The 24,673-nt window shown below is 63.9% G+C and carries 21 protein-coding genes; 7 read left to right on the top strand and 14 right to left on the bottom strand.

What is annotated here, in order from left to right; all coding sequences use genetic code 11:
• Window positions 1-9 precede the first annotated feature (9 nt).
• The 4 genes from E8F06_RS11815 to E8F06_RS11800 all read right to left on the bottom strand — a co-directional run bounded on the left by E8F06_RS11815 (window position 10) and on the right by E8F06_RS11800 (window position 4,541).
• The gene (locus E8F06_RS11815) at window positions 10-1,134 is read right to left on the bottom strand and encodes an FAD-binding oxidoreductase (protein WP_280367375.1); all 1,125 of its coding nucleotides are present in this window, start codon (window positions 1,132-1,134) and stop codon (window positions 10-12) included.
• A gap of 10 nt (window positions 1,135-1,144) precedes the next feature.
• Window positions 1,145-2,101, bottom strand: a complete 957-nt coding sequence (locus E8F06_RS11810) for an ornithine cyclodeaminase family protein (RefSeq protein WP_280367238.1) — start codon at window positions 2,099-2,101, stop codon at window positions 1,145-1,147.
• Window positions 2,102-2,407: 306 nt separating this feature from the next.
• Window positions 2,408-3,412: a DUF481 domain-containing protein gene (locus tag E8F06_RS11805; RefSeq protein WP_280367237.1), complete on the bottom strand. Its 1,005-nt coding sequence runs from the start codon at window positions 3,410-3,412 to the stop codon at window positions 2,408-2,410.
• 130 nt (window positions 3,413-3,542) lie between these two features.
• Window positions 3,543-4,541 carry a DUF481 domain-containing protein gene (locus tag E8F06_RS11800; protein WP_280367234.1) on the bottom strand — a complete coding sequence of 333 codons (999 nt, stop codon included), beginning with the start codon at window positions 4,539-4,541 and terminating at the stop codon, window positions 3,543-3,545.
• On the opposite strand from E8F06_RS11800, the gene E8F06_RS11795 reads away from it, so the two are divergent.
• Both E8F06_RS11795 and E8F06_RS11790 read left to right on the top strand, forming a co-directional pair.
• Window positions 4,540-4,932, top strand: coding sequence for an MGMT family protein (locus tag E8F06_RS11795; RefSeq protein WP_280367231.1), 393 nt, complete (start codon window positions 4,540-4,542; stop codon window positions 4,930-4,932). The genes E8F06_RS11800 and E8F06_RS11795 overlap by 2 nt on opposite strands.
• Before the next feature lie 87 nt (window positions 4,933-5,019).
• Window positions 5,020-6,759, top strand: coding sequence for an AmpG family muropeptide MFS transporter (locus E8F06_RS11790; protein ID WP_280367230.1), 1,740 nt, complete (start codon window positions 5,020-5,022; stop codon window positions 6,757-6,759).
• A 57-nt stretch (window positions 6,760-6,816) separates the two neighbouring features.
• Here E8F06_RS11790 and E8F06_RS11785 read toward each other — a convergent pair whose 3' ends face one another.
• Together E8F06_RS11785 and E8F06_RS11780 are read right to left on the bottom strand one after the other, a co-directional pair.
• On the bottom strand, window positions 6,817-7,644 hold the full coding sequence (locus tag E8F06_RS11785; protein ID WP_280367226.1) for a mechanosensitive ion channel domain-containing protein: 828 nt from the start codon (window positions 7,642-7,644) through the stop codon (window positions 6,817-6,819).
• 116 nt (window positions 7,645-7,760) lie between these two features.
• Window positions 7,761-8,240 (bottom strand): YajQ family cyclic di-GMP-binding protein, encoded by a 480-nt coding sequence (locus E8F06_RS11780; protein ID WP_151132006.1) that lies wholly within the window; start codon window positions 8,238-8,240, stop codon window positions 7,761-7,763.
• A gap of 224 nt (window positions 8,241-8,464) precedes the next feature.
• Between E8F06_RS11780 and E8F06_RS11775 the strand changes: the two genes are divergently transcribed.
• From E8F06_RS11775 to E8F06_RS11760, 4 genes are read left to right on the top strand one after another with little or no spacing between them, the layout of a single operon-like run.
• Complete coding sequence (locus E8F06_RS11775) at window positions 8,465-9,427, top strand: response regulator (RefSeq protein ID WP_280367224.1); 963 nt, start codon at window positions 8,465-8,467, stop codon at window positions 9,425-9,427.
• Window positions 9,424-10,335 carry a putative 2-dehydropantoate 2-reductase gene (locus E8F06_RS11770; RefSeq protein WP_280367220.1) on the top strand — a complete coding sequence of 304 codons (912 nt, stop codon included), beginning with the start codon at window positions 9,424-9,426 and terminating at the stop codon, window positions 10,333-10,335. Before E8F06_RS11775 ends, E8F06_RS11770 begins: the two co-directional genes overlap by 4 nt.
• 46 nt (window positions 10,336-10,381) lie before the next feature.
• A complete protein-coding gene (locus tag E8F06_RS11765; RefSeq protein WP_280367218.1) occupies window positions 10,382-12,400 on the top strand; it encodes an ATP-binding protein in 2,019 nt (672 codons plus the stop codon).
• A 1-nt stretch (window position 12,401) separates the two neighbouring features.
• Window positions 12,402-12,977, top strand: coding sequence for a cob(I)yrinic acid a,c-diamide adenosyltransferase (locus E8F06_RS11760; protein WP_280367215.1), 576 nt, complete (start codon window positions 12,402-12,404; stop codon window positions 12,975-12,977).
• 575 nt (window positions 12,978-13,552) lie between these two features.
• Here E8F06_RS11760 and E8F06_RS11755 read toward each other — a convergent pair.
• The 4 genes from E8F06_RS11755 to secA form a co-directional block, all read right to left on the bottom strand.
• Window positions 13,553-14,494: a Nudix family hydrolase gene (locus E8F06_RS11755; RefSeq protein ID WP_280367213.1), complete on the bottom strand. Its 942-nt coding sequence runs from the start codon at window positions 14,492-14,494 to the stop codon at window positions 13,553-13,555.
• On the bottom strand, window positions 14,491-15,129 hold the full coding sequence (locus E8F06_RS11750; protein ID WP_280367210.1) for a glutathione S-transferase family protein: 639 nt from the start codon (window positions 15,127-15,129) through the stop codon (window positions 14,491-14,493). Before E8F06_RS11750 ends, E8F06_RS11755 begins: the two co-directional genes overlap by 4 nt.
• Before the next feature lie 258 nt (window positions 15,130-15,387).
• Window positions 15,388-16,605, bottom strand: a complete 1,218-nt coding sequence (argJ, locus tag E8F06_RS11745) for a bifunctional glutamate N-acetyltransferase/amino-acid acetyltransferase ArgJ (RefSeq protein ID WP_280367208.1) — start codon at window positions 16,603-16,605, stop codon at window positions 15,388-15,390.
• 117 nt (window positions 16,606-16,722) lie between these two features.
• Window positions 16,723-19,464: a preprotein translocase subunit SecA gene (gene secA, locus E8F06_RS11740; RefSeq protein WP_280367205.1), complete on the bottom strand. Its 2,742-nt coding sequence runs from the start codon at window positions 19,462-19,464 to the stop codon at window positions 16,723-16,725.
• Window positions 19,465-19,747: 283 nt separating this feature from the next.
• Here secA and E8F06_RS11735 point away from each other — a divergent pair, with 283 nt between their 5' ends.
• Entirely contained in the window at window positions 19,748-20,203 is a 456-nt protein-coding gene (locus E8F06_RS11735; protein WP_280367203.1) for a DciA family protein, read from the top strand.
• Between the two features lie 72 nt (window positions 20,204-20,275).
• Here E8F06_RS11735 and lpxC read toward each other — a convergent pair whose 3' ends face one another.
• The 4 genes from lpxC to E8F06_RS11715 form a co-directional block, all read right to left on the bottom strand.
• Window positions 20,276-21,187 carry a UDP-3-O-acyl-N-acetylglucosamine deacetylase gene (gene lpxC / locus E8F06_RS11730; protein WP_028628442.1) on the bottom strand — a complete coding sequence of 304 codons (912 nt, stop codon included), beginning with the start codon at window positions 21,185-21,187 and terminating at the stop codon, window positions 20,276-20,278.
• A gap of 112 nt (window positions 21,188-21,299) precedes the next feature.
• Window positions 21,300-22,487 carry a cell division protein FtsZ gene (gene ftsZ / locus E8F06_RS11725; protein WP_190827198.1) on the bottom strand — a complete coding sequence of 396 codons (1,188 nt, stop codon included), beginning with the start codon at window positions 22,485-22,487 and terminating at the stop codon, window positions 21,300-21,302.
• Between the two features lie 49 nt (window positions 22,488-22,536).
• Window positions 22,537-23,787: a cell division protein FtsA gene (gene ftsA, locus E8F06_RS11720; RefSeq protein ID WP_190827196.1), complete on the bottom strand. Its 1,251-nt coding sequence runs from the start codon at window positions 23,785-23,787 to the stop codon at window positions 22,537-22,539.
• Between the two features lie 21 nt (window positions 23,788-23,808).
• The gene (locus tag E8F06_RS11715) at window positions 23,809-24,672 is read right to left on the bottom strand and encodes a cell division protein FtsQ/DivIB (protein WP_280367199.1); all 864 of its coding nucleotides are present in this window, start codon (window positions 24,670-24,672) and stop codon (window positions 23,809-23,811) included.
• Window position 24,673 lies beyond the last annotated feature (1 nt).

Here is a 24,673-nt window from a genome sequence, read left to right as displayed (position 1 = left end):
CCTGCGTCGTCACCCCAGCCGCGCAGGGGACAACATCGCCTCGGTCAGACCGAAGCGCGCCAGGTGCTCAGGCAGCGACTGACGCAGGATCAGGCAGGCGCTGGCCTCGCCCATGGCCGCCGACGTCTGGATGCCGTAGCCGCCCTGCCCCGCCACCCAATAGAAACCCTGGCTGCTCGGATCGTAGCCGGACACGAGGTCACCATCGGGGAAGAACGAGCGCAGGCCGGCCCAGACTCGCGTGGGGCGGCGGATGCTCATGGTGGTGTGCTCCTCGATCTGGTAGATGCCGAGGGCGATGTCCAGTTCTTCCGGCTGCACGTCGTGGGCTTCCACCGGGTCGGCGTTGGCCGGCGAACCCAGCAGCACGCCGGCATCCGGCTTGAAGTAGAAGGACTCGTCCAGGCTCACCAGTGCCGGCCACTTGTGCGCATCCATGCCTTCGGGCGGCGAGAAAATGAAGGCGGCACGGCGCTTGGGTTGCAGGCCCAGGGGCTGGACGCCGGCCAGTTGTGCGAACTGGTCGCACCAGGCGCCGGCGGCGTTGATGAGCGTCGGCGCCTGGAAAGTGCCCTGGGCGGTTTCCACCACCCACTGTTCACCCTCGCGACGGGCAGCGGTCACTTCACAGCCAAGGCGCACCTCGCCGCCATTGCGACGGATACCGCGCAGGTAACCCTGGTGCAGCGCATCGGTATCGATATCGGCGGCGCTGGGGTCGAGCATGGCGCCCTGCACCAGGTCGCGGCGCAGTACCGGAACCAACGCGCAGGCCTGATCCGGGGTGAGCATCTGCATGTCGGGCACGTTTTCCAGCGCGCTGTCGAACTGGCGTTTGAGTTCTTCGGCGTCGCCGGTGAAGTCCACCACCATCTCGCCACGCGGGGTAAGCAGCGGGTGTTCGCTGAAACCTTCCGGTGGCGCATCGAAGAATGCCCGGCTGGCGGCGGTCAGGGCACGCACCTGCGGCGTGCCGTAGGCGACGGTATAGAGAGCGGCGGAGCGACCGGTGGAGTGGTAGCCGGCGTGCTCTTCGCGTTCCAGCACCAGCACGCGACCATGACGGGACAGCCAGAAGCCGGTGGAAGCGCCGCCGATTCCGGCACCGATGATGATGAAGTCAGCCTGGTTCATGGTGTCTGCCTCACTGTCCTTGGCGCTGAAGATGATAGAGGGCATTGGCCAGGGCCATGTCTTCGAGGCCCAGGCCGATGGAGCGGAAGAACACCGAGCGGCTGTAGTCCGGACGCGCGGCCTTGCCGCTCAGCAATTCCGGCAGGTCGCCACGGATGGCCTCGCGGTTCCAGCCGTGGTGCTCGGCGGCCAACAGCATCTCGCCCGCGGAGCCTGGGGTAGTGGCGCGGTAGTCGCAGTAGACATCCATTTCACCCAAGGCTTGCGGTGGCACCTCGTGGGCACGCGGGGCATTGGTGCTGATGGAGGTGACCAGGGCGGGCTTGCCCAGGCTGCGCGGGTCCAGCACGGGACCGGCGGAAGAGGTGCAGAGCATCACCACGTCGGCCTCGGCCACAGCGTCTTCCAGGCTGGCGCTGATTTCCACGCGCGGGTCCTGGGCGCGCAGTTGCGCCTGGACTTCCGCATCCGCTGCCAGGGCTGGCGAATAGGCGGAGATGCGCTGCCAGTCGCGAAGGCCTTTCACGTAATGCAGGTGGGCACGGGCCACCGGGCCGCTGCCGATCACCGCCAAGCGGCTCGCCCGCGCAGGCGCCAGGGCCTCCACCGCCACCGCCGTAGTCGCGGCGGTGCGCGCGGTGGTCAGCTCGCCGGCATCGCAGAGCAACAGCGGCTGGCCGCTATCCATGGACATCAGCAGAGTCCAGGCGGTCACCAGGGCGCCGTCGGGCTTCTTGATGTAGGGCGAGGTCTTGACCCCATAGACCCCGTCCTTGGCCAGCACGCCCAGGTAATTGATGAAATCGCCGGCTGCATTGGGGAATTCCACCAGTTGCTGGGCCGGCTGCACGGCTTCACCGGCGGCCAGGTCGAGGAACATCTGGCGCATGGCCTGGTGCACGTCGACCTGCTGGAGCAGGCGGCGGGCTTCGGCTTGCGCGAGAACGAGGGGCGAAGTGCTGGACATGGGGACGCTCCCGGGGCTGGATATAAACATTTTGTCCATCTTGGACTTTAAAGTTTATACCAGCAAGGGGACAACCGACCGGATGTACGAGTTTGGCGCCTGGGTATAAGGCGCACGTCCTGCGGGATCGATTTCAGGCCGTAGGATGGGTGGAGCGGAGCGATACCCATGCGGACGGGGTTGATGGGTATCGCAAGCTCGCGGAACGCCGCCCGACCCATCCTACAAATTTCATCCTGCCAATTGGGTGTTTTGATCGTCACGGGAAGAGCTGATTGCTCATGACCATGCCCCAAAGGAAGTGGTTTACCAGCCCACACCGAAGCCCACGGTGTAACGGGTTTCGTCGACATCGCCCTCGGCGCCGCTGACCTGGTCCTTCTCCGCCTTGACGTTGAGCGATGCCCAGTCGGTGACCTTGTAGCGCAGGCCCATTTCGGCATCCAGGGCATAGTCGGCGGTGTTGTCCAGCGGGCGGCCGATCTCGCCAGTAGTGAAGAACTCTACGGTCTTGCCCACCAGGTAACGGTTGTAGTCCCACTTGGTACTGAGGGAATAGAAGTTCTCTTTCTCGCCGTTGGAGAAGTCGTAGTCGGTCCGGTTGACCAGGCCGGCGAGGGAGAAGGCGCCCAGTTCGTCATCCCAGAACTGGTAACCGGGGCCGGTACCCAGGGTGCGCTGGCGCTCGAGGTCTTCGATCTTGTCGCGCTTGTACTCGCCCCGGCCCTGCCAGAAGAACTTGTCGGTGATGAAGCGATCGAGCGCGTACTCGGCTTCCCAGTTGTCCGTGGTCTTCACCTCGTCGGTGAATTCCCGGTTGTACTCACCGTTGGCGTTGTGCCGCCAGCGACCGTGACGGGCCTTGGTATTGAAGTCGACGTCGTAGTCGTCGGTGTCCTTTTCAGCACGCTTGTAGTCCAGCGACAGGTCGACGTTGCCAGTCCAGGTCAGGTCCTCGACCAGGGGCTTGGGCTTCATGATCTGTTCGATGCTGGCCAGTTCCACTTCCTTCGGCGCCTCGCCGTTGGCCAGGATGACCTTGCCATCGTCGGCGCGATGCAGCGACTTGGCGCGCTCGCCGTCGAAGTCGCCCTGCTTGATCAGCAGTTCGCGGTCACTTTCCAGGGTGGCGATCTTCTTCCAGTCCAGCGGAATGGTTCCGCCATAGTCGGTCTCCAGCACCAGCTTGCCACCATCGAAAACGCGAATAGTGCCGGTGAGCCGGTCGCCATTCTTCAACCAGACGGTGTCAGCGAAAGTGGCGGAGGAAGCGGCGGCGAGCGCCATGCACAGCAGGGATCGGGACAGCATAAAACGGCTTCTTTGCTCGGGTTCTCGAAAAAAAGCCGGGCATTATCCTTATGACCGACAGCAGAGCAAGGACTGACCGGCCTGCGTCCGCTGAGTTCCGAAAAATCGATGGGCGTGACCTGGCGTATCGCTACCAGCCGACGCCGACGCCGATGAGGTAATGCCTGTCCGAATCGCTCTGGCCCATGCCCCGAATCTGGTCCAGCTCATAGAGCAGCGAGAGCCGCGCCCAGTCGTTGAGGCGGTAGCGCAGGCCGAATTCACTGTCGAGTACGTAGTCGATCTCTTCGATCCGCGGCACCTGCAACTGAGCCTTGGAATAGAGCTCGAAGCGCGTGCCCCAGATCAGCCGTTTGAAGTCCCACTCGAAGGAATAGGCGTTGAAGTCGACGTTTCCGGCGTCACTGTCCAGCTGGAAGCGGGTGAGCTGGGCGATCAGGTCGAAGCGGCCCAATTCGTTGTCCCAGAAGCGATAACCCGGACCGACGCCATAGGAACGCTGGCGCTCGAAGAACTGGAACTGGTCGTTCTCCTGGTCGTAGCTGCCGCGAACGAACCAGTGCTCGGTGAGGAAGCGGTCGAGGTCGTACTCCAGCTCCCAGTTGTCCTCGGTGCGCTCGCCGTTCGTGGTCTCCTTTTCGAACTGTCCGCTCAGCACGTGGCGCCAGCGGCCATGCTCGACGCGGGTATCGCCCTTGAGCTTCCACTCGTCCGTCTTGTCCTCGTTGCGCTCCAGATCCAGCTTGACGTCGAGGTTGCCCTCCCACACACGATCCTTGATGAAAGGCCGGGGTGGCACGATCTGGCGGATGCTCGCCAGCGGCACCGTTTCGCTCTTGCCGTTCTGCAGCCGCACCATGCCCTTGCTCGCCGCTGCGAGGCTGTGGCTATGCTGGCTGTCGAGGCCTTTGCGCTTGATCAGCAGCGGTTTCTCGGAGCGCAGGGTGTCGATATCCTTCCAGTCGATCAGCACCTGGCCGGCGTATTTGGTCTTCAATGCCAGCTTGCCGCCATCCAGCAGGATGATTTCGCCAGTCAGGCGGTCACCGTTGTTCAACCAGACGGTGTCGGCCCAGAGCGGCGAGCAGGCCAGGCACACGAACAAAGCACTTAGGCTACGGAGCAGCATGGTCGGTAAGAAGAAGAAGAAGAAGGAAGAGGCGCCAGAGCATGCATGGGGGGACTTGCCGACAGCAAGCGTGGACGTGCGTCGCGAGGCCCTCTACCTGACCCTGGCGCAGGTGCCGGAAGGCAAGGTGGTGACCTATGGCCAACTGGCCGATCTCGCGGGCCTTGGCCGCGCCGCACGCTGGGTCGGGCGCACGTTGAGCCACCTGCCGACGGGCACCCAGTTGCCCTGGCATCGCGTGCTGGGCGCCGGCGGGCGCTTCAGCCTGGCATTGGGCACCCCCTCCGGCGATGAGCAGCGAGCACGTTTGCGCGCTGAAGGGGTCAGTATCCAGAACGATCGGGTGGACATGCGTCGGCACGGCTGGCATCCCATACCGCCCAAGGGTTAGAGTGCGCCCTGCCCTGTTTTCAGCCCCCATCCTGGACGCCGCGAGCAGCCCAATGCCCAGCACCACGCTTTTCGGACCGCACCGCTAATGCCCCATCGTTCCTGGCGCGCAGCCATCGCCGCCTATGCCTCGCCGGCCACTCTTTCGCTATTGCTGCTGGGTTTCGCCGCCGGCCTGCCCTATATGCTGGTGTTCTCCACCCTTTCCGTCTGGCTTCGTGAGGCCGGGGTATCCCGCGAGACCATCGGCTTCGCCAGCCTGATCGGCCTGGCCTACGCCTTCAAATGGATCTGGTCGCCGCTGCTCGACCAGTGGCGCCTGCCGCTGCTGGGCCGACTCGGCCGTCGGCGTTCCTGGCTGGTGCTCTCCCAGGCGCTGGTGGGCCTCGGGCTGGTGGGCATGGCCCTGTGCGACCCACAGACGAACCTCACCTGGCTGATCGCCCTGGCCGTGGTGGTGGCCTTCGCGTCGGCCACCCAGGACATCGCGATCGACGCCTACCGCCTGGAGATCGCCGAGGACAGCCGCCAGGCCGCCCTGGCCGCCAGTTACATGACCGGCTACCGGGTCTCCGCGCTGCTCGCCACCGCCGGTGCGCTCTACTTCGCCGAGTGGTTCGGCTCCACCGCCAAGGTCTATGAATACGGCGCCTGGGCTGGTACCTACCTGCTCTTCGCGCTGCTGATGCTGCCGGGCCTGATCACCAGCCTGTGGATGCGCGAGCCGCTGGTGGACCTGCCGGCACAGGGCAACAACTCCCGCTTCAAGCTCAAGCACCAGCTTTCCTCGGTACTGATCCTGCTGGTGATGCTGATCTCCCTGCCGGCGATGATCACCGGCATGCTCGACCGCGCCTGGCCGCGCGCCGCGCTCTACGCGATCTTCCTGATCACCTGCCTGTCGCCCTGGGGCATGCGCCAGATCATGCCGGTGCGCGAACTGCTCAGCCAGCAACGCCGCCAACTGCTGGTGGCTGCGCGCGGCAAGGTCATGCCCAACTTCGACTTCGTCCACCAGGCGGTGTCGATCATCGTGCTGATCGTGATCCTGGTGACCATCGCCGCCGCAGTGAAAGCCTTCTCTTCGGGCGCCTGGCCGCGCGGCACGCTGTTCCTGCTGATCACCCTGGCCTGCTTCTCCGCCGCCGGGCGTCTGCTGATGGCACCGGTGCTGACGCCGATCAGCGAGTTCGTCCAGCGTTATCGCTGGCAGGCGCTGCTGCTGCTGGGCCTGATCGCCACCTACCGGATGTCCGACACCGTGATGGGCGTGATGGCCAACGTGTTCTACATCGACCAGGGCTTCAGCAAGGAGCAGATCGCCAGTGTCAGCAAGCTGTTCGGCCTGGTGATGACACTGTTCGGCGCGGCAGCCGGCGGTGTGCTGATCGTGCGCTTCGGCATCCTGCCGATCCTCTTCATCGGCGGCGTGAGCTCAGCGGCCACCAACTTGATGTTCGTGGCCCTGAGCGACATGGGTCCGCACCTGAACATGCTGATCCTGACCATCTCCTGCGACAACTTCAGCGCAGGGTTGGCCACCTCGGCCTTCGTCGCCTATCTCTCCAGCCTGACCAACCTGAAGTTCTCCGCCACCCAGTACGCCCTGCTCAGCTCCATCATGCTGCTGCTGCCGCGCCTGATCGGCGGCTACTCGGGGGTGATGGTGGAAAGCGTCGGCTACCACAACTTCTTCATGCTCACCGCATTGCTGGGCATCCCCACGCTGGTGCTGATCGCCATCCAGTGGGGCCGCGACCGCCAGCATCCGAAGGAGAACGGCTCCTCCGACGCCCCGGCGGCGCCCGGCTCTCCCGAGCAGCCCTGATTTATCCACAGGCATGAAAAAGGCCGGCATTTGCCGGCCTTTTTCATGGGTGGGTCTTCAGGCGCTCTGCACCAGCTTCACCACGCGATGGGGAAACGGGATGCTGATTCCCGCTTCGTCCATTTTCTCCTTGGCGCGCTCGATGAAGTCGAAATTCACCGCCCAGTAGTCGGCGGTTTCGACCCAGACACGCAGGGAAATGTTGATGGCGCTTTCGCCCAGCCCGGTGACGAAAACCACCGGCTCAGGGTTCTTCAGCACGCGAGGATCGCGAGCGATCTCCAGCAGCACCTGGCGGGCGCGTTTGATGTCGCAGTCGTAGTCGATGCCGATGTTGATATCGACACGGCGGGTCTTCTCCCGCGAATAGTTGGTGATGTTGCCGTTGGACAGGCTGCCGTTGGGCACGATCACGACCTTGTTGTCGCCGGTCTTCAGCGTGGTGTGGAAGATGTGGATGGCATCCACCGTCCCGGCCACGCCCTGCCCTTCGATCCAGTCACCCACCTTGAACGGGCGGAACAGCAGGATCAGCACGCCGCCGGCGAAGTTCGCCAGGCTACCCTGCAGCGCTAGGCCGATAGCCAGGCCCGCCGCACCGATGGCGGCAACAAAAGAGGTGGTCGAGATGCCGACCATCGAGGCCACGCTGACCAGCAGCAGTACTTTGAGAATGATGTTGGCCAGGCTGCCGACGAACCCCTGCAGGGTACGGTCGACGCGGCGGTGCTGCATCAGGGCACCGACCTTGCCGGTCAGCATGTTGATCAGCCACCAGCCCAGCAGCAGGGTGATCAGGGCCAGGGTCAGCTTGCCGCTGTACTCCAGCACGACGGGCATCCAGGATTCGGATGCCTTCACCAGTTGGTCGACGTTCATCTCCATGCGTGTTCTCCTGCACTATTTCAGCAATGCAAAACCAGGCCGCCATGGACAAGCCATGGCAGCGAAGGTTCAAAAGGTTCCAGTTCTGCGACGCTGATCGGTCGCGAAGGTTCCGCTCAGTCGCGGAAGTTGTTGAACTGCAGGGGCATGCCGAATTCCTTGGCACGCAGGGCAGCGATGGCTTCCTGGAGGTCGTCACGCTTCTTGCCGGTCACTCGTACCTGCTCGCCCTGGATGGCGGCCTGGACCTTGAGCTTGCTTTCCTTGATGTGGGCGACGATCTTTTTCGCCAGTTCCTTGTCGATACCTTCGCGCAGCACGGCTTCCTGCTTCACGACCTTGCCGGACGCGTAGGAATCCTTGATCTCCAGGCATTGGACATCGATCTTGCGCTTGACCAGGGCCATCCTGAGGATTTCCAGCATCTGCTCCAGCTGGAAATCGGCGTCTGCGGTCAGGGTGACGGTCAGTTCCTTGAACTCGAAGCTGCCCTTGCCGCGCAGGTCGTAGCGGCGATCGAGCTCCTTCATGGCGTTGTCGACAGCGTTGGTGACTTCGTGTTTGTCCAGTTCGGACACCACGTCGAACGAGGGCATGGGATTCCTCCAGATAGACGGCGCGATCTGCATCACGGATATGAACGCGCCTGGCTTGACGGTAAAAAATGCGGACCCATTATAACCGAGCGACAAGCCGCCTTCCGGGGGCCGTCCCCAGCAGTCCGAAACCGGCAGAACGGTGGGGCGACAAGGCAACCTGGATAAGGCTTGATATCATAACGCCATACTCTGCTATTCCACCCTCCTTGCGAGCCTGCCAAATGCCCAACCCCTATCTCAGTATCCTGGTGGTGGACGATGCCAAATTCTCCAGCGCCATGATCGGCCGTGCCCTGAGCCAGGCCGGTTACCAGGATCTGCGATTTGCCAGCAGCGCCAGCGAAGCCCTCAAGCTGCTGGAAGACAAGCCTGCCAACGTCATCCTCGCCGACTGGCTGATGCCCGAAATCGACGGCCTGGAACTGACCGCGCGGGTCCGCCAGCTGGATGAGATGACCGACCACTACAGCTACATCATCCTGCTGACCGGCAAGGAGGGTGAAAACGTCCTGGGCGAGGCTTTCGACCGGGGTGTGGACGACTTCATCAGCAAGGCGGCCATGAGCGAGCAACTGGTTCCCCGCGTCTACGCCGCCGACCGCCTGTGCAACACCTTGCAGCGCCTGTTGCAGGAAAACCGCCTGCTCACCCAGAACATCGCCAGCCTGGAACAGCGCAACCTGGTGGACTCCCTGACCGGCCTCGGCAACCCGCGCTACCTGCGGCAGAAGCTCGCCGACAGCCTGCGCCAGGTGGAGTCTCGCGGCGGCGCGCTGTGCTACCTGCTGATCGGCCTGCTGGACGCACCGCAACTGCGCCAGCAATACGGAGAAACCTTCTACAACGAGCTGCTGCACGGGGTCGCGCGGCGCCTGCAGCAACTGGTGCGCCCGCTGGACGTGCTGACCCGCGTGGATGACAGCCACTTCGGCCTGATCACGCTACTCGACGACCTCCACGAATGCTCGCCGAGCAGCTTCCGCCGCCTGCACGAAGGGCTGAACCTGAAGGCCTTCAAGACCAGCGAAGGTTTCATCACCCTCAAGGCCGGCATCGCCCTCGTGGGCCTGGACACCAAGGCCCTGCCCCTGGACGTCGAGGAGCTGCTGGAAAAAGCCAGCGCCATGCTGCCCGAGGCCTACGCCAGCGGCCGCGTCACCGCGCTGCGCCTGCCGCAACCATGACCTGGCACATTCTCGGCGCCGGTAGCCTGGGCAGTCTCTGGGCCGCTCGCCTGGCGCGCGCGGATCTGCCGGTACGGCTGATCCTGCGTGATCGCGCCCGCCTCAAGGCTTACGAAGCAGCCGGTGGCCTGACCCTGGTGGAACAGGGCCAGGCCCGCCAGTACGCCATCCCTGCGGTGCTGCCCAGCACTGCAGGCCCCATCAGCCGGCTACTGGTGGCCTGCAAGGCCTATGACGCGGAAGCGGCGGTCCAGCCCCTGCTGCCCTACCTGGCCCCTGGCGCCGAACTGATCCTGCTGCAGAACGGCCTGGGCAGCCAGGACGCCGTTTCCCTGCGCTTGCCACACACCCGCTGCGTGCTCGCCTCCAGTACCGAAGGTGCCTTTCGCGAAGCGGACTTCCGCGTGGTCTTCGCCGGCCATGGCTTTACCTGGCTCGGCGACCCGCTGCAGCCGGCCGCGCCGGACTGGCTCGCGGACCTGGAGCGGGCCGGCATTCCCCATGGCTGGACGCCGGACATCCTCTCCCGCCTGTGGCGCAAGCTGGCACTGAACTGCGCCATCAACCCCCTCACCGTGCTGCACGACTGCCGCAACGGTGGCCTGGCCAATCACCCGGCCGAGGTCAGCGTGCTCTGCGCGGAACTGGCCGAACTGCTCCAGCATTGCGGGCAGCCAGATGCGGCCGAAGGGCTGCATGAGGAAGTGCTGCGAGTGATTCAGGCCACCGCAGCGAACTACTCATCCATGTACCAGGACGTCGCCAACGGCCGCCGCACCGAGATCAGCTACCTGCTCGGCCACGCCTGTGCCACCGCCACGCGCCATCGGCTCAAGCTGCCGCACCTGGAAAGCCTGCATACCCGCCTGAGGGCCCATCTCGAACAGCGCGGATTGCCCGTCACCTGACCCCGCGCTAACCTGCGTTTCTGCCCAGCTGCGGATATCAACCCCCTTGACCAGCCTGCGTCAGCGCCTCGAAAACCTCTCGGTCGGCCGCAAACTGCTCGCCGCCCTGCTGGTTCTGCTCGCTACCGTCCTGCTCATCGCCAACCTGGCCTTCATCAGCGCCGCCTACTGGATCTCCCAGGAAAGCGTGGCCCCCCAGGGCCTGGAAACCCTTGGCCGGCTCTTCGCTACCTCGGCCGTCGGTCCCGAGGCGCTGTCTTCGGAAGAAAATGCCAAGGAGATGCTGCAGCGCCTGAACGGCTACACGCCACTACGCGCCGCCGCGCTGTACGACACCGATGGCCGGCTGCTGGCCCAGTTGCAGCGTGGCGAACAACTCGACCTGCCGCTGAAAGCCAGCGACATTTCCAGTTGGCGCCTGCGGGAGTTTCGCACCAGTCACCTCGCCGAGCTGCCCATCCCCGGCAAGCCCGCCGGCCACCTGCTGCTGGTGGCCTCCAGCGAGCTGCCCAGTGTGTTCTATACCGGCACCCTGACGGCGAGCCTGGCGATCCTCGCCTGCAGCGTGCTGCTCTGGCTGCTGGTGGCGCGGCAGATCCGGCGCATGGTCACCCGTCCCATCCGCCGCCTGGAGGAGCTCTCGCGCCAAGTGACCCGGGAAGAGAACTACTCGCTGCGCGCGCCCCGTGGCAACCGCGACGAAATCGGCAACCTCGCCGACGCGTTCAACACCATGCTCAGCCGCATCGAAGCCCGCGAACAGCAACTCAAGCGCGCCCGCGACGACGCCCAGGCCGCCTTCGACCAGGCCCACGAACTGGCCGAGGAAACCCGCCACTCCAACCGCAAGCTGGAGCTGGAAGTGCAGGTGCGCAGCAAGATCGAGAAGAAGCTCACCGGCTTCCAGAACTACCTCAACAGCATCATCGACTCCATGCCCTCGGCGCTCATCGCCCTGGACGAGCAGCTCTACGTCACCCAGTGGAACCAGGAAGCCAGCGCGCTCTCCGGCACGCCCATGGACGATGCGCTGAACCAGCCTGTTTTCCTGGCTTTCCCCTCGCTCAAGCCCTTCCTCCCGCAGATCCGCCTGACCGCCGAGAAGCACAAGGTGGAGAAAGTGGAGCGGGTGAGCTGGCTGGCGGGCGAGAACGTCCACCACTACGCCCTGACCTTCTACCCGTTGATGGGCGGCACCGGGCGCGGCGTGGTGATCCGCATCGACGACATCACCCAGCGGCTGTCCATGGAAGAGCTGATGGTGCAGTCGGAGAAGATGCTCTCGGTGGGGGGCCTGGCTGCCGGCATGGCCCACGAGATCAACAACCCCTTGGGCGCCATCCTGCACAACGTGCAGAACATCCGGCGACGCATCTCCCCGGAGCTGGACCGCAACCAGGAGCAGGCCGCCATCAGCGGTATCAGCCTGCAATCCATCAGCCACTACCTGGACGCCCGCGAGGTGCCCAAGCTGCTGGACGATATCCATCAGGCCGGGGCCCGCGCGGCCAAGATCGTGAGCCACATGCTCGCCTTCAGCCGGCGCAGCAACCGCCAGCTGGCGCCCTGTCAGCTGCCAGTGCTGATCGACCAGGCGCTGGAGATCGCCAGCAACGACTTCGACCTGACCGAAGGCTTCGACTTCAAGGGCCTGCAGATCGTCCGAGAATTCGACGCCGAGTTGGGGCCGGTACCCGGTACCGCCAACGAGCTGGAGCAGGTGCTGCTCAACCTCCTGAAGAACGCGGCCCAGGCTATCCACCAGCGCGAGGACGACGAGGAAGGCCGCATCACGCTACGTACCCGCCTGAGTCCGCCCTGGGCGGAAATTCAGGTGGAAGACACAGGCGTGGGCATTCCCGAGAACGTGCGCAAACGCATCTTCGAGCCCTTCTTCACCACCAAGGAGGTGGGCCAGGGCACGGGCCTGGGGTTATCGGTCTCGTATTTCATCATCACCAACAATCACAAAGGCCAGATGGAAGTGCAGTCCAAGCCCGGCCAGGGCACCTGCTTCACCCTGCGCCTGCCGCTGACTTCCAGCGCCACCGAAGCCGGAGCTTGATATGGGTAACCGCCTTTCCAGGATCTATACACGCACCGGCGACAAAGGCGAGACCGGCTTGTCCAGCGGCCGGCGCGTATCCAAGGACCACCCACGCATCGAGGCGATAGGCGAGGTGGACACCCTGAACAGCCAGCTCGGCCTGCTGCTGGCGGAGCTGGCCGAAAGCGCGCAGAGCTGCCCGGGCCTGGATGAGGTGATTGGCGTACTGACGCCATGTCAGCACCGCCTGTTCGACCTTGGCGGCGAACTGGCGATGCCGGAATACCAGGTGGTGGACATGCAGGAGATCGAGCGGCTGGAAGCCGCCATCGACCTGTGGAACGAAGAGCTCGGGCCGCTGAAGAACTTCATCCTCCCCGGCGGCTGCCGCCTGGTGGCCCAGGCGCACATCTGCCGCAGCTTCGCCCGCAGCGCCGAACGCCGCGCCCAGACACTGAACGGCGAAGAGCCCTTGCGCGAGGAACTGCTGGCCTACCTCAACCGCCTCTCCGACCTGCTCTTCGTCGCCGCTCGCCTGATCGCCCGGCGACAGGGGGTCGATGAGGTGTTGTGGCAGGCTGCGAAGAAAGAGTGATCGCCTGACGCTAGCTCTGCAGGGGCGATACCGATGGCTATCTTTGCGTTAGCTGTTGCTGAGAGAAATGGAACGCTCTAGCACAGAACCTCCAGGACTCCGCGCAAGCCGACACGTCCCTCACCCCCGCCCCTCTCCCAGAGGGAGAGGGGTGACTCGCGCCGGCGAGGCACAAGTCATCCTGAAGCCCACACGGGCCTGAACCTGAGCGTCTGAGGTGGGGCAGCGACTGCGTCCCTTCAGGAGGCCGAGCGGAATCGTTGCAGAGGGGACGAGCGGCATGGATGCCGCGAGAGGCGTGGATGCCGCGAGAGGCGTGTGGGGCCATGGATGGCCCCTCTCGCCGTGCCCCCGGCGCAACGATAGAGCGAGGGGAGTTTGGCGAAGCCAAACCCGGATGCAGGGGCAAGCGTTTTGGTTCCTTTTGGGCGTTTGCAAAAGGGACTCGCCTGGGAAGGCGAAACCAGAAACATCCGCAAAACCCGGTAAGCAACCTGGCTCAGCACCTTCCAGGAACGCTTAACGCATTCATAGCCATACCAATCGCACTGCAGGCCAAAGGCCTGCGCCGTCGATCATTCCGGCCAGAACGCCCGTATCCCCGCCACACCCTGGGCACCGACCTTCCAGGCCTGCTCCAGGTCATCAGGGCCAACGCCGCCCAGCAGGTAGACCGGCTGATTGAAGCCGCGAAGCAGCTCCTCGGCACGCTCCCACCCCAAGGGCTGGGCTTCGGGATGGGTCTGGGTGGCCTGCACCGGCGAGAGGGTGACGAAATCCACTTCCATGGCCGCCGCCAGCTGCAATTCCTCGATGCTGTGGCACGACGCCGCCAGCCAGCGCTCTCGCGGGAAAGGACGGCCGTTGGGTGCGTACTTGCGCAGTTGCTCGGCGGTCAGGTGCCAACCAGCTGCGGGGAAGTCGCCCAGCCACTCCAGCGGGCCCTTGAGCATCAGTTGCGCCTTGCCGGCACAGAGACCCTGCACGTCGACCGCCAGGTCGCGGTACTGGGCGTCGAACATGCGCGGCGCACGCAATTGCACCAGGCGCACGCCCTTGGCCAGGGCGGCCTTGAGGCCGGCCAACAGCGCCTGAGGTTCAATGTCGTCAGGCGTGATCAGATAGCGGTCGGGCAGTCGCGCCGCTACCACGATCGGCTTGTTGGCCGCCGGGAATTCGTAATCCCCCAACTCACGCGGTGAGGCCCAGGCCAGCGGCTGGCCCTCGGCGCCATGGGGTTCGCCGGTGAAAGCGCTGACTTCCCAGACATCCAGCAGCACATGCTTGTCCGGGTAGTCGTGGTGCACCTGGATCAGCGGACGGGCAGCGCTGACGCGGATGCCCAGTTCCTCCTCCAGTTCTCGGGAAAGCGCGACCTGCACGGCCTCGCCCTCCTCCACCTTGCCCCCGGGAAACTCCCAGAGGCCGCCCTGGTGCTTGTCGTCCGGGCGCCTGGCGATCAGCACCCGGCCGTCGGCGCCGCGGATAACCGCGGCTGCCACATGCACTCGTTTCATTCGATGATCTCCGTTTCCTGCAAGGCGGCCTGGTACCAGCGCTGGAAGGCAGGCCACCGGTAAATGGTGTCGACGTAGGCCGCGGCGTCTGCCGGCAGCTCAACGCCGTAGCTGCGCAGGCGGCAGGCCACCGGCGCGTAGAATGCATCGGCGATGCTGGCATGGCCGAACAGATAGGGGCCGTCCTGACCGAAGCGCGAGCGGCACTCGGCCCAGATCGCGCAGATGCGGCGAATGTCTTCCGCAACCTCGTCCGGCACTTCGGCGAGCGCCTTATTGCGCTTCATGTCCATCGGCATATGGCTACGCAACGGCACGAAGCCACTGTGCATTTCAGCGCATACCGAACGGGCCATGGCGCGGGCCGCTTGGCCAAAGGGCCAGAGATGCGCCTCGGGGAAGCGCTCGGCAAGGTATTCGGCGATGGCGAGGGAGTCCCAGACGGTGCCGTCTTCGGACTGCAACACAGGCACCTTGGCAGTGGGCGAGTAGCCCAGCAGGCGCTTGTGGCTATCGGCCTGGTAGAGCGGAATGCGGACCTCGTCGTAGGGTGAGCCGGTCAGCTCCATGGCCAGCCATGCGCGCAACGACCAGGACGAGTAGTTCTTGTTGCCAATTACCAGTTTCAGGGACATGCCTTCCTCCTTTTTCCAGTTCCCTAGGGTGTCGCTGGATCATGGAAGCTGCCTGCGCCCATGGCAAATTCCCGATTTTCATCGGGGGATGAAAATCGGGAATGCCGCTGCACTACTGAACCCGTTCACGATCTTGCGAGCTAGAGAAGAACAAGGCGGGAATGGCTGAGGGCGCGGGGTTTACGAGCTGTAAATGAGCAAGCCCGAAGCCATTCCCAACGCAGTTATTCCGACGCGCAGCTGATCGTGGGCGGGTTCTCAGGTGCGGTACTCAGCATTGATTTTCACGTATTCGTGGGACAGGTCGGTGGTCCAGATGGTTTCGCTGCAGTCACCACGGCCCAGCTCGATGCGGATGGTGATCTCTTCGCGAGCCATCACCGCAGCGCCCTGCGCTTCGGTGTAGGTGGAGGCACGGCCACCCTGGCTGGCGATGCAGACTTCGCCGAGGAACACGTCGATCTTGCTCACGTCCAGGTTCGGCACGCCGGCGTAGCCCACGGCAGCCAGGATGCGGCCCCAGTTCGGGTCGGATGCGAATAGCGCGGTCTTGATCAGCGGCGAATGGGCCACAGCGTAGGCCACGTCGAGGCATTCCTGGTGGTTGCCACCACCGTTGACCTGCACAGTGACGAACTTGGTCGCACCTTCGCCGTCGCGCACGATGGCCTGGGCGATTTCCATGAAGACGTCGAACACGGCCTGCTTGAGCTTGGCGAACAGCTCACCGCTGGCAGCGGTGATTTCCGGCAGGGCAGCCTGGCCGGTGGCGATCAGCATGCAGCAGTCGTTGGTGGAGGTGTCACCATCGATAGTGATGCGGTTGAAGGACTTGTTCGCGGCATCGCGCACCAAGGCATGCAGCACATCACCAGCAACCTTTGCGTCAGTGGCGATGTAGCCGAGCATGGTGGCCATGTTCGGGCGGATCATGCCGGCACCCTTGCTGATGCCGGTGATGGTGACGGTCACGCCGTCGTGCTCGAACTGGCGGCAGGCACCCTTGGGCTGGGTGTCGGTGGTCATGATGCCTTCGGCGGCCTGGGCCCAGTTATCCACCTTGAGGTCAGCCAGTGCCGCCGGCAGTGCGGCTTCGATCTTCTCGACCGGCAGCGGCTCGCCGATCACGCCGGTGGAGAACGGCAGCACGGCGTCTTCGCTCACGCCAGCCAGTTCAGCCAGCTTGGCGCAGGAACGGCGCGCGCGGACCAGGCCGTCCGGACCGGTGCCGGCGTTGGCGTTGCCGGTGTTGGTCAGCAGGTAGCGTACTTCGCCCTGCAGGCGCTCACGGGTGATCAGCACCGGGGCAGCGCAGAAGGCATTGGTGGTGGTCACGCCGGCGATGGTGGAGCCTTCGGCGCAGCGCATCACGACCACATCCTTGCGCCCAGGGCGCTTGATGCCGGCAGAGGCGATGCCGAGTTCGAAACCGGGTACCGGGTGCAGGGTAGGCAGAGGGCCAAGACCAACAGCCATGGGAAGCGCTCCTTTGTCAGCAGGCGACCGGCTGCGGACGGCGCAGACGGCCAGGGATATCAGGAAAAACGCCGCGAGCGGCAGGGCCGGTCGCGGCGTTGGAATTACAGCAGAGCCTTAGTTGATTTGACCGTGGCAGTGCTTGTATTTCTTGCCGGAGCCACAGGGGCACGGCTCGTTACGGCCAACCTTGGGCTCGGTGCGTACCGGAGCGGCCGCGGTGGCGACAGCCACATCGCCCTGCTCTTCGCCCACTTCCGGCTCATCGAGGCTCGGCGCGGCAGCATGCTCGAACTGCATGCGACGGGCCATTTCCTCGGCCTCGCGGCGCAGTCGGGCCTCTTCTTCGACCGGGTCTTCGCGGCGGACCTGGACGTGGGAGAGGACACGGATGGTGTCGCGCTTGATGGAGTCGAGCAGGTCCTGGAACAGGGTGAAGGACTCGCGCTTGTACTCCTGCTTCGGGTTCTTCTGGGCGTAGCCGCGCAGGTGGATACCGTGACGCAGGTGATCCATGGTGGACAGGTGATCCTTCCACAGGTCGTCCAGCACGCGCAGCAGCATCTGCTTCTCGAAGGCACGCAGGGCTTCGGCGCCGGCGAGGTCTTCCTTCTCGTTGTAGGCAGCGAGCAGCTGCGTCAGGATCTTCTCGCGCAGAGTCTCTTCGTAGAGCTTGTCGTCTTCGTCGAGCCACTGCTGCACCGGCAGCTTCAGGCCGAAATCGCTGTACAGGGCGGCTTCCAGACCGCTGACGTCCCACTGCTCAGGCATCGACTGCGGCGGGATATGGGCGTCGATGGTGCTGTTCAGCACTTCTTCGCGGAATTCGCTGATGGTGTCGCCGATATGCTCTGCAGCCAGCAGGCTGTTGCGCATGTGGTAGATCACCTTGCGCTGTTCGTTGGCCACGTCGTCGTATTCGAGGAGCTGCTTGCGGATGTCGAAGTTGCGACCTTCGACCTTGCGTTGCGCCTTCTCGATGGCGTTGGTCACCATGCGGTGCTCGATGGCCTCGCCGGACTGCATGCCCAGCGCTTTCATGAAGTTCTTCACCCGGTCGGAGGCGAAGATGCGCATCAGGTTGTCTTCCAGCGACAGGTAGAAACGGCTGGAACCCGGGTCACCCTGGCGACCGGCACGGCCACGCAGCTGGTTGTCGATACGGCGGGATTCGTGACGCTCGGAAGCGACCACATGCAGGCCACCGGACTCGATCACCTGCTGGTGACGCTTCTGCCACTCGGCCTTGATCTGCGCGACCTGCTCGTCGGTCGGGGCTTCCAGGGCCGCCACTTCGGCTTCCCAATTACCGCCGAGGAGGATGTCGGTACCACGACCGGCCATGTTGGTGGCGATGGTCACGGCCCCCGGACGACCGGCCTGGGCGATGATTTCGGCTTCCTTCTCGTGGTACTTGGCGTTGAGCACCTTGTGCTCGATGCCCGCCTTGCCCAGCAGTTGGGAAACGTACTCGGAGCTCTCGATCGACGCGGTACCCACCAGCACCGGACGGCCGCTGGCCTGGCATTCCTTGATGTCGGTGATGATGGCGCTGAACTTCTCTTCCTGGGTCAAGTAGACGAGGTCGTTGAAGTCCTTACGGGCAACAGGGCGGTGAGTCGGGATGACGATCACGTCCAGGCCGTAGATCTGGCGGAACTCGAAGGCCTCGGTGTCGGCGGTACCGGTCATGCCGGACAGCTTCTTGTAGAGGCGGAAGTAGTTCTGGAAGGTGGTAGAAGCCAGGGTCTGGCTCTCCGCCTGGATCGGCAGGTTTTCCTTGGCTTCGATGGCCTGGTGCAGGCCCTCGGACAGGCGACGGCCCGGCATGGTACGGCCAGTGTGCTCGTCGATCAGCAGGACCTGGTCGTTCTGCACGATGTATTCGATGTTGCGGTGGAACAGCGTGTGGGCGCGCAGTCCGGCATAGACGTGGGTCAGCAGGCTAAGGTTATGCGCCGAATAGAGGCTCTCGCCCTCGGCCAGCAGGCCGGTCTGGGTGAGCATTTCCTCGATGAACTGGTGACCCATCTCGTTGAGTTCGACCTGACGGGTCTTCTCGTCGACCGAGTAGTGGCCTTCCTGGGTGACCTGCCCCTCAACCTCTTCGATGTGCTGCTTGAGGCGCGGGATCAGCTTGTTGATCTGGATGTAGAGCTTGGAGCTGTCTTCGGCCTGGCCGGAGATGATCAGCGGGGTGCGCGCTTCGTCGATGAGGATGGAGTCCACTTCGTCGATCACGGAGAAGTTCAGCTCGCGCTGGAACTTGTCGTCCAGACTGAACGCCATGTTGTCGCGCAGGTAGTCGAAACCGAATTCGTTGTTGGTGCCATAGGTGATGTCGGAGGCGTAGGCGGCACGCTTCTCTTCCGGCGGCTGGAAGGGCGTGACGACACCCACGGAGAGGCCGAGGAATTCATACAGCGGACGCATCCAGTTGGCGTCGCGGCGGGCCAGGTAGTCGTTCACGGTGACCACGTGCACGCCTTTGCCGGACAGCGCGTTCAGGTACACGGCCAGGGTCCCTACCAGGGTCTTGCCCTCACCGGTACGCATCTCGGCGATCTTGCCTTCATGCAAGGTCATGCCGCCGATCAGCTGGACGTCGAAGTGGCGCATGCCCATGACGCGCTTGCCGGCCTCACGCGCCACGGCGAAGGCTTCCGGCAACAACTGGTCAAGGGTCTCACCCTTGGCCAGACGCGCCTTGAACTCTTCGGTCTTGGCACGCAGCTGGTCATCGGACAGGGCCACCATCTGCTCTTCGAACGCGTTGATAGCCTGCACAGCCTTGGCCATGCGCTTCACTTCGCGTTCGTTCTTGCTTCCAAAGAGTTTCTTCAACAATGGCGCAAACATATAGAGAGGATCTTCCACACATTGAGATGGAGGGCGGCCTGTAGTCGCCCGCGCAGCCGCCATGGCTGCTTGCGAAGGGGGCATTCTACCCGGATTCCTTGCTGAGGAAAGCGGGAGCACTTCCCGGTTGCCGTAGGACGGCGTCCACACTTCCCGGTCATGGCCAATCGCTACATGGACCCAGAGGAACCGACAGCCTGAGCGATCGAATTGCGCGCACAAGCCGAGGCGAGGAACTGCCTCTGTTAATATGGGCGCACAAGCCCTCATTCAAGCACCCATCATGGCGTTTCGTCCCCTACCCGCCCGCTCCCCCGCCGCGCTGTTGCGCGAGGAGAAGCCGTTGCGGGCTCTTTTCAACGAAGCCCAGCGCATCGACCAACTGCAGCAGCTGCTCGCCAGCCAGCTACAGCCAGCCGCTCGCGAACACTGCCATGTCGCCTCCTGGCGCGAAGGCCGACTGCTGCTGATCGTCACCGACGGTCATTGGGCGACCCGGCTGCGCTACCAGCAGGCCCGCTTGCTACGCCAGCTGAAGGGATTCGAGGCCTTCGCCGGCCTGGAGCGGATCGTTTTCAAGGTCCAGCCGAGTTTCACCCCGAGCAGCGCCCCAGTGACGGAAGGCCGCCTGTCAACCACCGCCGCGGAGAGCCTGCAGGCCACGGCGGAAACCGTCAGCGATCCGCGCCTGAGGGAAGCGCTGGAACGCCTGGCGCGCCACGGCAAATCACAGGACTGAGCAGGTCGAAAACCTGGAGATAAAAAAAGGCCACCCGAAGGTGGCCTTTGAAGTCAGGAAAGAGGGTATTGCTTAAACGGCTGCTACCGGTCGCATATAGGAGATAGGTGCAGTCCTGGCATCCTCGAAGGTCACCACTTCCCAGGCGTCCTTCTGCTCGATGAGCTGGCGCAGCAAACGGTTGTTCAGCGCGTGGCCCGACTTGAAACCACGGAATTCGCCGATCAGGCTGTTGCCGAGCAGATAGAGGTCACCGATCGCATCGAGAATCTTGTGCTTGACGAACTCGTCCTCGTAACGCAGGCCGTCTTCGTTGAGCACCTGGTTCTCGTCAACCACGATGGCGTTCTCCACGCTGCCGCCGAGTGCCAGGTTCTGGGAACGCAGGAACTCGATGTCGCGCATGAAGCCGAAGGTCCGCGCACGGCTGACCTCCTTGACGAACGAGGTGCTGGAGAAATCCACGCTCGCACTCTGGGTACGATTGCGGAATACCGGGTGATCGAAATCGATCTCGAAGCTCACCTTGAAACCGTCGAAGGGCACGAAGGTGGCGCGCTTGTCGCCCTCCTCCACAGTCACTTCGCGCAGAATGCGGATGAACTTCTTCGGCGCGTCCTGCTCCTGCAGGCCGGCGGATTGAATCAGGAAGACGAAGGGACCAGCGCTGCCGTCCATGATCGGCACTTCCGACGCGGAGAGTTCGACGTAGGCGTTGTCGATGCCCAGGCCTGCCATGGCCGAAAGCAGGTGCTCCACGGTGTCCACCTTGACCTCACCGTTGATCAGTGTGGTCGACATGGTGGTCTCACCGACATTCTCTGCGCGTGCAGGAATATCCACCACGGGATCGAGGTCGGTACGGCGGAACACTATGCCAGTGTCCACAGGAGCGGGCTTGAGGGTCAGGTAGACCTTTTCCCCGGAATGCAGCCCCACGCCAGTGGCACGGATAATGTTCTTGAGAGTGCGTTGTCTGATCATGGCATTGGCCGCTTGTGCGCAAGTTGCGAACTGTTTTCAACAATGGGCGGCGATAATAGCAGAACCGCCCTTTGCTGAACACCAATCACCCTAATGCTCCTGATACAAATCATCAATCAGCCTGGCGACGCAGGAATGCCGGGATATCCAGGTAATCCAGGTCATCCTGAGTGTTGAGCTTGGCCGCGGTGGCCGCACCGGCGTGAGCTTGATTACGCATCACGGTCGGGCGATCCAGGTCGCGGTAGTTGACGGACGGCTGCTCCGGACGAGCGGCAACGGTGGCAGTGGCCACGGCGGCTGCCTGAACGGTGTTGTCGACCACCTTGACCGGCTTCTCGATGCGCGCACCCAGGCCAGTGGCCACGACGGTTACGTGCAGTTCATCACGCATATCCGGGTCGATCACGGTACCCACCTTGACGGTGGCGTGCTCGGAAGCGAACTGCTCGATGATGTTGCCCACGTCGGAGTACTCGCCCAGGGACAGGTCCGGACCAGCGGTGATGTTGACCAGGATGCCGCGAGCGCCCTGCAGGTTCACATCGTCCAGCAGCGGGTTGCGGATAGCAGCCTCGGTGGCTTCGCGAGCGCGATTCGGACCGCTGGCGCAGCCGGTACCCATCATCGCCATGCCCATTTCGCCCATCACGGTCTTAACGTCGGCGAAGTCGACGTTGATCATGCCGGGACGCTTGATGATGTCGGAGATGCCACGCACCGCACCGGCGAGCACGTCGTCGGCCTTGGCGAAGGCGGCCAGCAGGCTGGCGTCCTTGCCGAGGATGGTCAGCAGCTTCTCGTTGGGGATGGTGATCAGCGAGTCGACGCTTTCCGCCAGGGAGCGGATGCCCTCGTCGGCGATCTGCATACGCTTGCGACCTTCGAACGGGAACGGACGGGTCACCACCGCAACGGTGAGGATGCCCATTTCCTTGGCCACTTCAGCGATGATCGGTGCAGCGCCGGTACCGGTGCCGCCGCCCATGCCGGTGGTGATGAAGACCATGTCGGCGCCCTGCAGCACTTCGGCGATGCGCTCACGGTCTTCGATGGCAGCCTGACGGCCGACTTCCGGATTCGCGCCGGCACCCAGGCCCTTGGTCACGCCCGGGCCGAGTTGCAGCACGGTGCGCGCGCCGATGTTCTTCAGCGCCTGGGCATCGGTGTTGGCGCAGATGAACTCGACGCCTTCGATGCTGCTCTTGGCCATGTGGTTCACGGCGTTGCCACCGCCACCACCGACACCGATTACCTTGATGACCGCTGTTTGCGGAACGTTATCTACGAGTTCGAACATTTTCCCCTCTCCTTCCTTTTTTAGTTTTTTCGCCTACTGCGTACCGCGGTTAAAAATTGCCCTGAACCCAGCGCTTGAGCCGTTCCAGTACAGGAGCCTTGGCTTCTTCGGCATAGCCGTAGCTGCCAGTGGAGACAGGCATGCCGTCGGACTGCTTCTGCAATCCGTACATCAGCAGGCCTACGCCCGTGGAATAGATGGGGTTGCGCACGACATCGGCGAGCCCCTTCACGCTATGCGGTACGCCCAGGCGCACCGGCATGTGGAAAATCTCTTCGGCCAGTTCCACCGCACCTTCCATCTTGGCGGTGCCACCGGTAAGAACGATGCCCGCCGGAATCAGGTCTTCGTAACCGCTGCGGCGCAGCTCGGCCTGAATCAGGGTGAAGAGCTCGTCGTAACGCGGCTCGACCACTTCAGCCAGGGCCTGGCGCGACAGTTCGCGCGGCGGACGGTCGCCCACGCTGGGCACCTTGATGGTTTCGCCAGCACCGGCCAGCTTGGCCAGGGCGCAGGCGTAGCGGATCTTGATCTCTTCGGCGTACTGGGTCGGCGTACGCAGGGCCATGGCGATGTCGTTGGTCACCTGGTCGCCGGCGATCGGGATCACCGCGGTGTGGCGAATCGCGCCCTCGGTGAAGATGGCGATGTCGGTGGTGCCGCCGCCGATGTCCACCAGGCAGACGCCCAGCTCTTTCTCGTCATCGGTGATGACCGAGTAGGCCGAGGCCAGTTGCTCGAGGATGATGTCGTCGACTTCCAGACCGCAGCGGCGCACGCACTTCTCGATGTTCTGAGCGGCATTCACCGCGCAAGTCACCACGTGCACCTTGGCTTCCAGGCGGACGCCGGACATGCCCAGCGGCTCGCGCACGCCTTCCTGGTTATCGATTACGTAGTCCTGGGCCAGGGTGTGCAGCACACGTTGGTCGGCCGGGATGGCGACCGCCTGGGCGGCATCCAGTACGCGTTCGATATCGGCGCCGCTGACTTCGCGATCGCGAATCGCCACGATGCCGTGGGAGTTCAGGCTGCGGATGTGATTGCCGGCGATGCCGACGAAGGCCGAGTGGATGCGGCAACCCGCCATCAACTGAGCCTCTTCCACCGCGCGCTGGATGGATTGCACGGTGGATTCGATGTTCACCACCACGCCCTTCTTCAGGCCGCGCGACGGGTGAGTGCCAATGCCGACGATCTCGAGTTGGCCATCAGCCGCAACCTCGCCCACCAACGCCACCACCTTGGAGGTGCCGATGTCCAGGCCGACGATCATCTTGCCGCTCTGTACGCTTGCCATGCTTCTAACCTTCTCTCTAATTCACTGCACGGCGACCGTGGTCGCCGCCGGGGCCTCGACCGGCGTCCGCCAGGCCACTGCGAGGCCGTTGGGATAGCGCAGGTCGACGCGCTCTATGTTCGCAATCTGGTCCTTCAGCGTTTTCTCGTAGATCGAGATAAAACGTCGCATCTTCTCCACCAGATGATCCCGCCCAAGCAGGAGCTCGACGCCCTGCCCGGTGGACAGGAACCAACTGCCGCGTTCACGCAGCTCCAGCCGGACTATGGAAAAACCGAGCGGGCGCAGCATCTGGCTGAGCATCTGGTATTGCTGCATCACCTGCTCCTGGGCGCGCTGCGGTCCCCAGAGCTGCGGCAGCTGTTCGTAGTGGGTCAGTTCGCGCGGGGCGAATGCCTGGCCCTGGTTGTTCAGCAGTGCCTCGTCGCCCCAGCGGGCGATGGGCAGTTGTTCTTCCAGTCGGACCATCACCTGGTCCGGCCACACCCGGCGCACCTCGGCGTGGGCGATCCACGGCATCTGCTCCAGCTCGCGGCGCATGCCCGCCAGGTCGATGCTGAAGAAGCTCGCGGCGATGTACGGCGCAATGCGCTGCTGAACCGCCTGCTGGCTGATGTAGCTCAGATCGCCCTGGACATTGACCTTGGCGATGGGCCGGTCGGCGTACGGCAGCAGCCGCTGGGCCGCTTCGTAGGCACCGAAACCGAGCACCACGAGCATCACTGGCCAGACCAGCTTGCGCAGGAAGCCAAAGCTGGGCTTGGGCAGGCGCTGGCTCAGCGGTTCCTTGGCCACCGTCCGGCTGGCGCCACGCGGTATCGGCTTGCGCGACGGAGCGACGCGGCCGATTACGGGTTCCTGGCGGCGGATAGTGGCGCTACGCATG

The sequence above is a fragment of the Pseudomonas sp. BN411 genome, from assembly GCF_029871235.1.
GTDB lineage: Bacteria > Pseudomonadota > Gammaproteobacteria > Pseudomonadales > Pseudomonadaceae > Metapseudomonas.
The sequence above is the reverse complement of the archived record's forward strand: the minus strand, read 5'-3'. Positions and strand labels throughout refer to the sequence as shown.

Excerpts from the sequence above, each read along its gene's own strand:
- E8F06_RS11815 (WP_280367375.1), bottom strand. The coding sequence starts at position 1,134 with ATGAACCAGGCTGACTTCATCATCATCGGTGCCGGAATCGGCGGCGCT.
- E8F06_RS11810 (WP_280367238.1), bottom strand. The coding sequence starts at position 2,101 with ATGTCCAGCACTTCGCCCCTCGTTCTCGCGCAAGCCGAAGCCCGCCGC.
- E8F06_RS11805 (WP_280367237.1), bottom strand. The coding sequence starts at position 3,412 with ATGCTGTCCCGATCCCTGCTGTGCATGGCGCTCGCCGCCGCTTCCTCC.
- E8F06_RS11795 (WP_280367231.1), top strand. The coding sequence starts at position 4,540 with ATGGTCGGTAAGAAGAAGAAGAAGAAGGAAGAGGCGCCAGAGCATGCA.
- E8F06_RS11800 (WP_280367234.1), bottom strand. The coding sequence starts at position 4,541 with ATGCTGCTCCGTAGCCTAAGTGCTTTGTTCGTGTGCCTGGCCTGCTCG.
- E8F06_RS11790 (WP_280367230.1), top strand. The coding sequence starts at position 5,020 with ATGCCCCATCGTTCCTGGCGCGCAGCCATCGCCGCCTATGCCTCGCCG.
- E8F06_RS11785 (WP_280367226.1), bottom strand. The coding sequence starts at position 7,644 with ATGGAGATGAACGTCGACCAACTGGTGAAGGCATCCGAATCCTGGATG.
- E8F06_RS11780 (WP_151132006.1), bottom strand. The coding sequence starts at position 8,240 with ATGCCCTCGTTCGACGTGGTGTCCGAACTGGACAAACACGAAGTCACC.
- E8F06_RS11775 (WP_280367224.1), top strand. The coding sequence starts at position 8,465 with ATGCCCAACCCCTATCTCAGTATCCTGGTGGTGGACGATGCCAAATTC.
- E8F06_RS11770 (WP_280367220.1), top strand. The coding sequence starts at position 9,424 with ATGACCTGGCACATTCTCGGCGCCGGTAGCCTGGGCAGTCTCTGGGCC.
- E8F06_RS11760 (WP_280367215.1), top strand. The coding sequence starts at position 12,402 with ATGGGTAACCGCCTTTCCAGGATCTATACACGCACCGGCGACAAAGGC.
- E8F06_RS11755 (WP_280367213.1), bottom strand. The coding sequence starts at position 14,494 with ATGAAACGAGTGCATGTGGCAGCCGCGGTTATCCGCGGCGCCGACGGC.
- E8F06_RS11750 (WP_280367210.1), bottom strand. The coding sequence starts at position 15,129 with ATGTCCCTGAAACTGGTAATTGGCAACAAGAACTACTCGTCCTGGTCG.
- argJ (WP_280367208.1), bottom strand. The coding sequence starts at position 16,605 with ATGGCTGTTGGTCTTGGCCCTCTGCCTACCCTGCACCCGGTACCCGGT.
- secA (WP_280367205.1), bottom strand. The coding sequence starts at position 19,464 with ATGTTTGCGCCATTGTTGAAGAAACTCTTTGGAAGCAAGAACGAACGC.
- E8F06_RS11735 (WP_280367203.1), top strand. The coding sequence starts at position 19,748 with ATGGCGTTTCGTCCCCTACCCGCCCGCTCCCCCGCCGCGCTGTTGCGC.
- lpxC (WP_028628442.1), bottom strand. The coding sequence starts at position 21,187 with ATGATCAGACAACGCACTCTCAAGAACATTATCCGTGCCACTGGCGTG.
- ftsZ (WP_190827198.1), bottom strand. The coding sequence starts at position 22,487 with ATGTTCGAACTCGTAGATAACGTTCCGCAAACAGCGGTCATCAAGGTA.
- ftsA (WP_190827196.1), bottom strand. The coding sequence starts at position 23,787 with ATGGCAAGCGTACAGAGCGGCAAGATGATCGTCGGCCTGGACATCGGC.
- E8F06_RS11715 (WP_280367199.1), bottom strand. The coding sequence starts at position 24,672 with ATGCGTAGCGCCACTATCCGCCGCCAGGAACCCGTAATCGGCCGCGTC.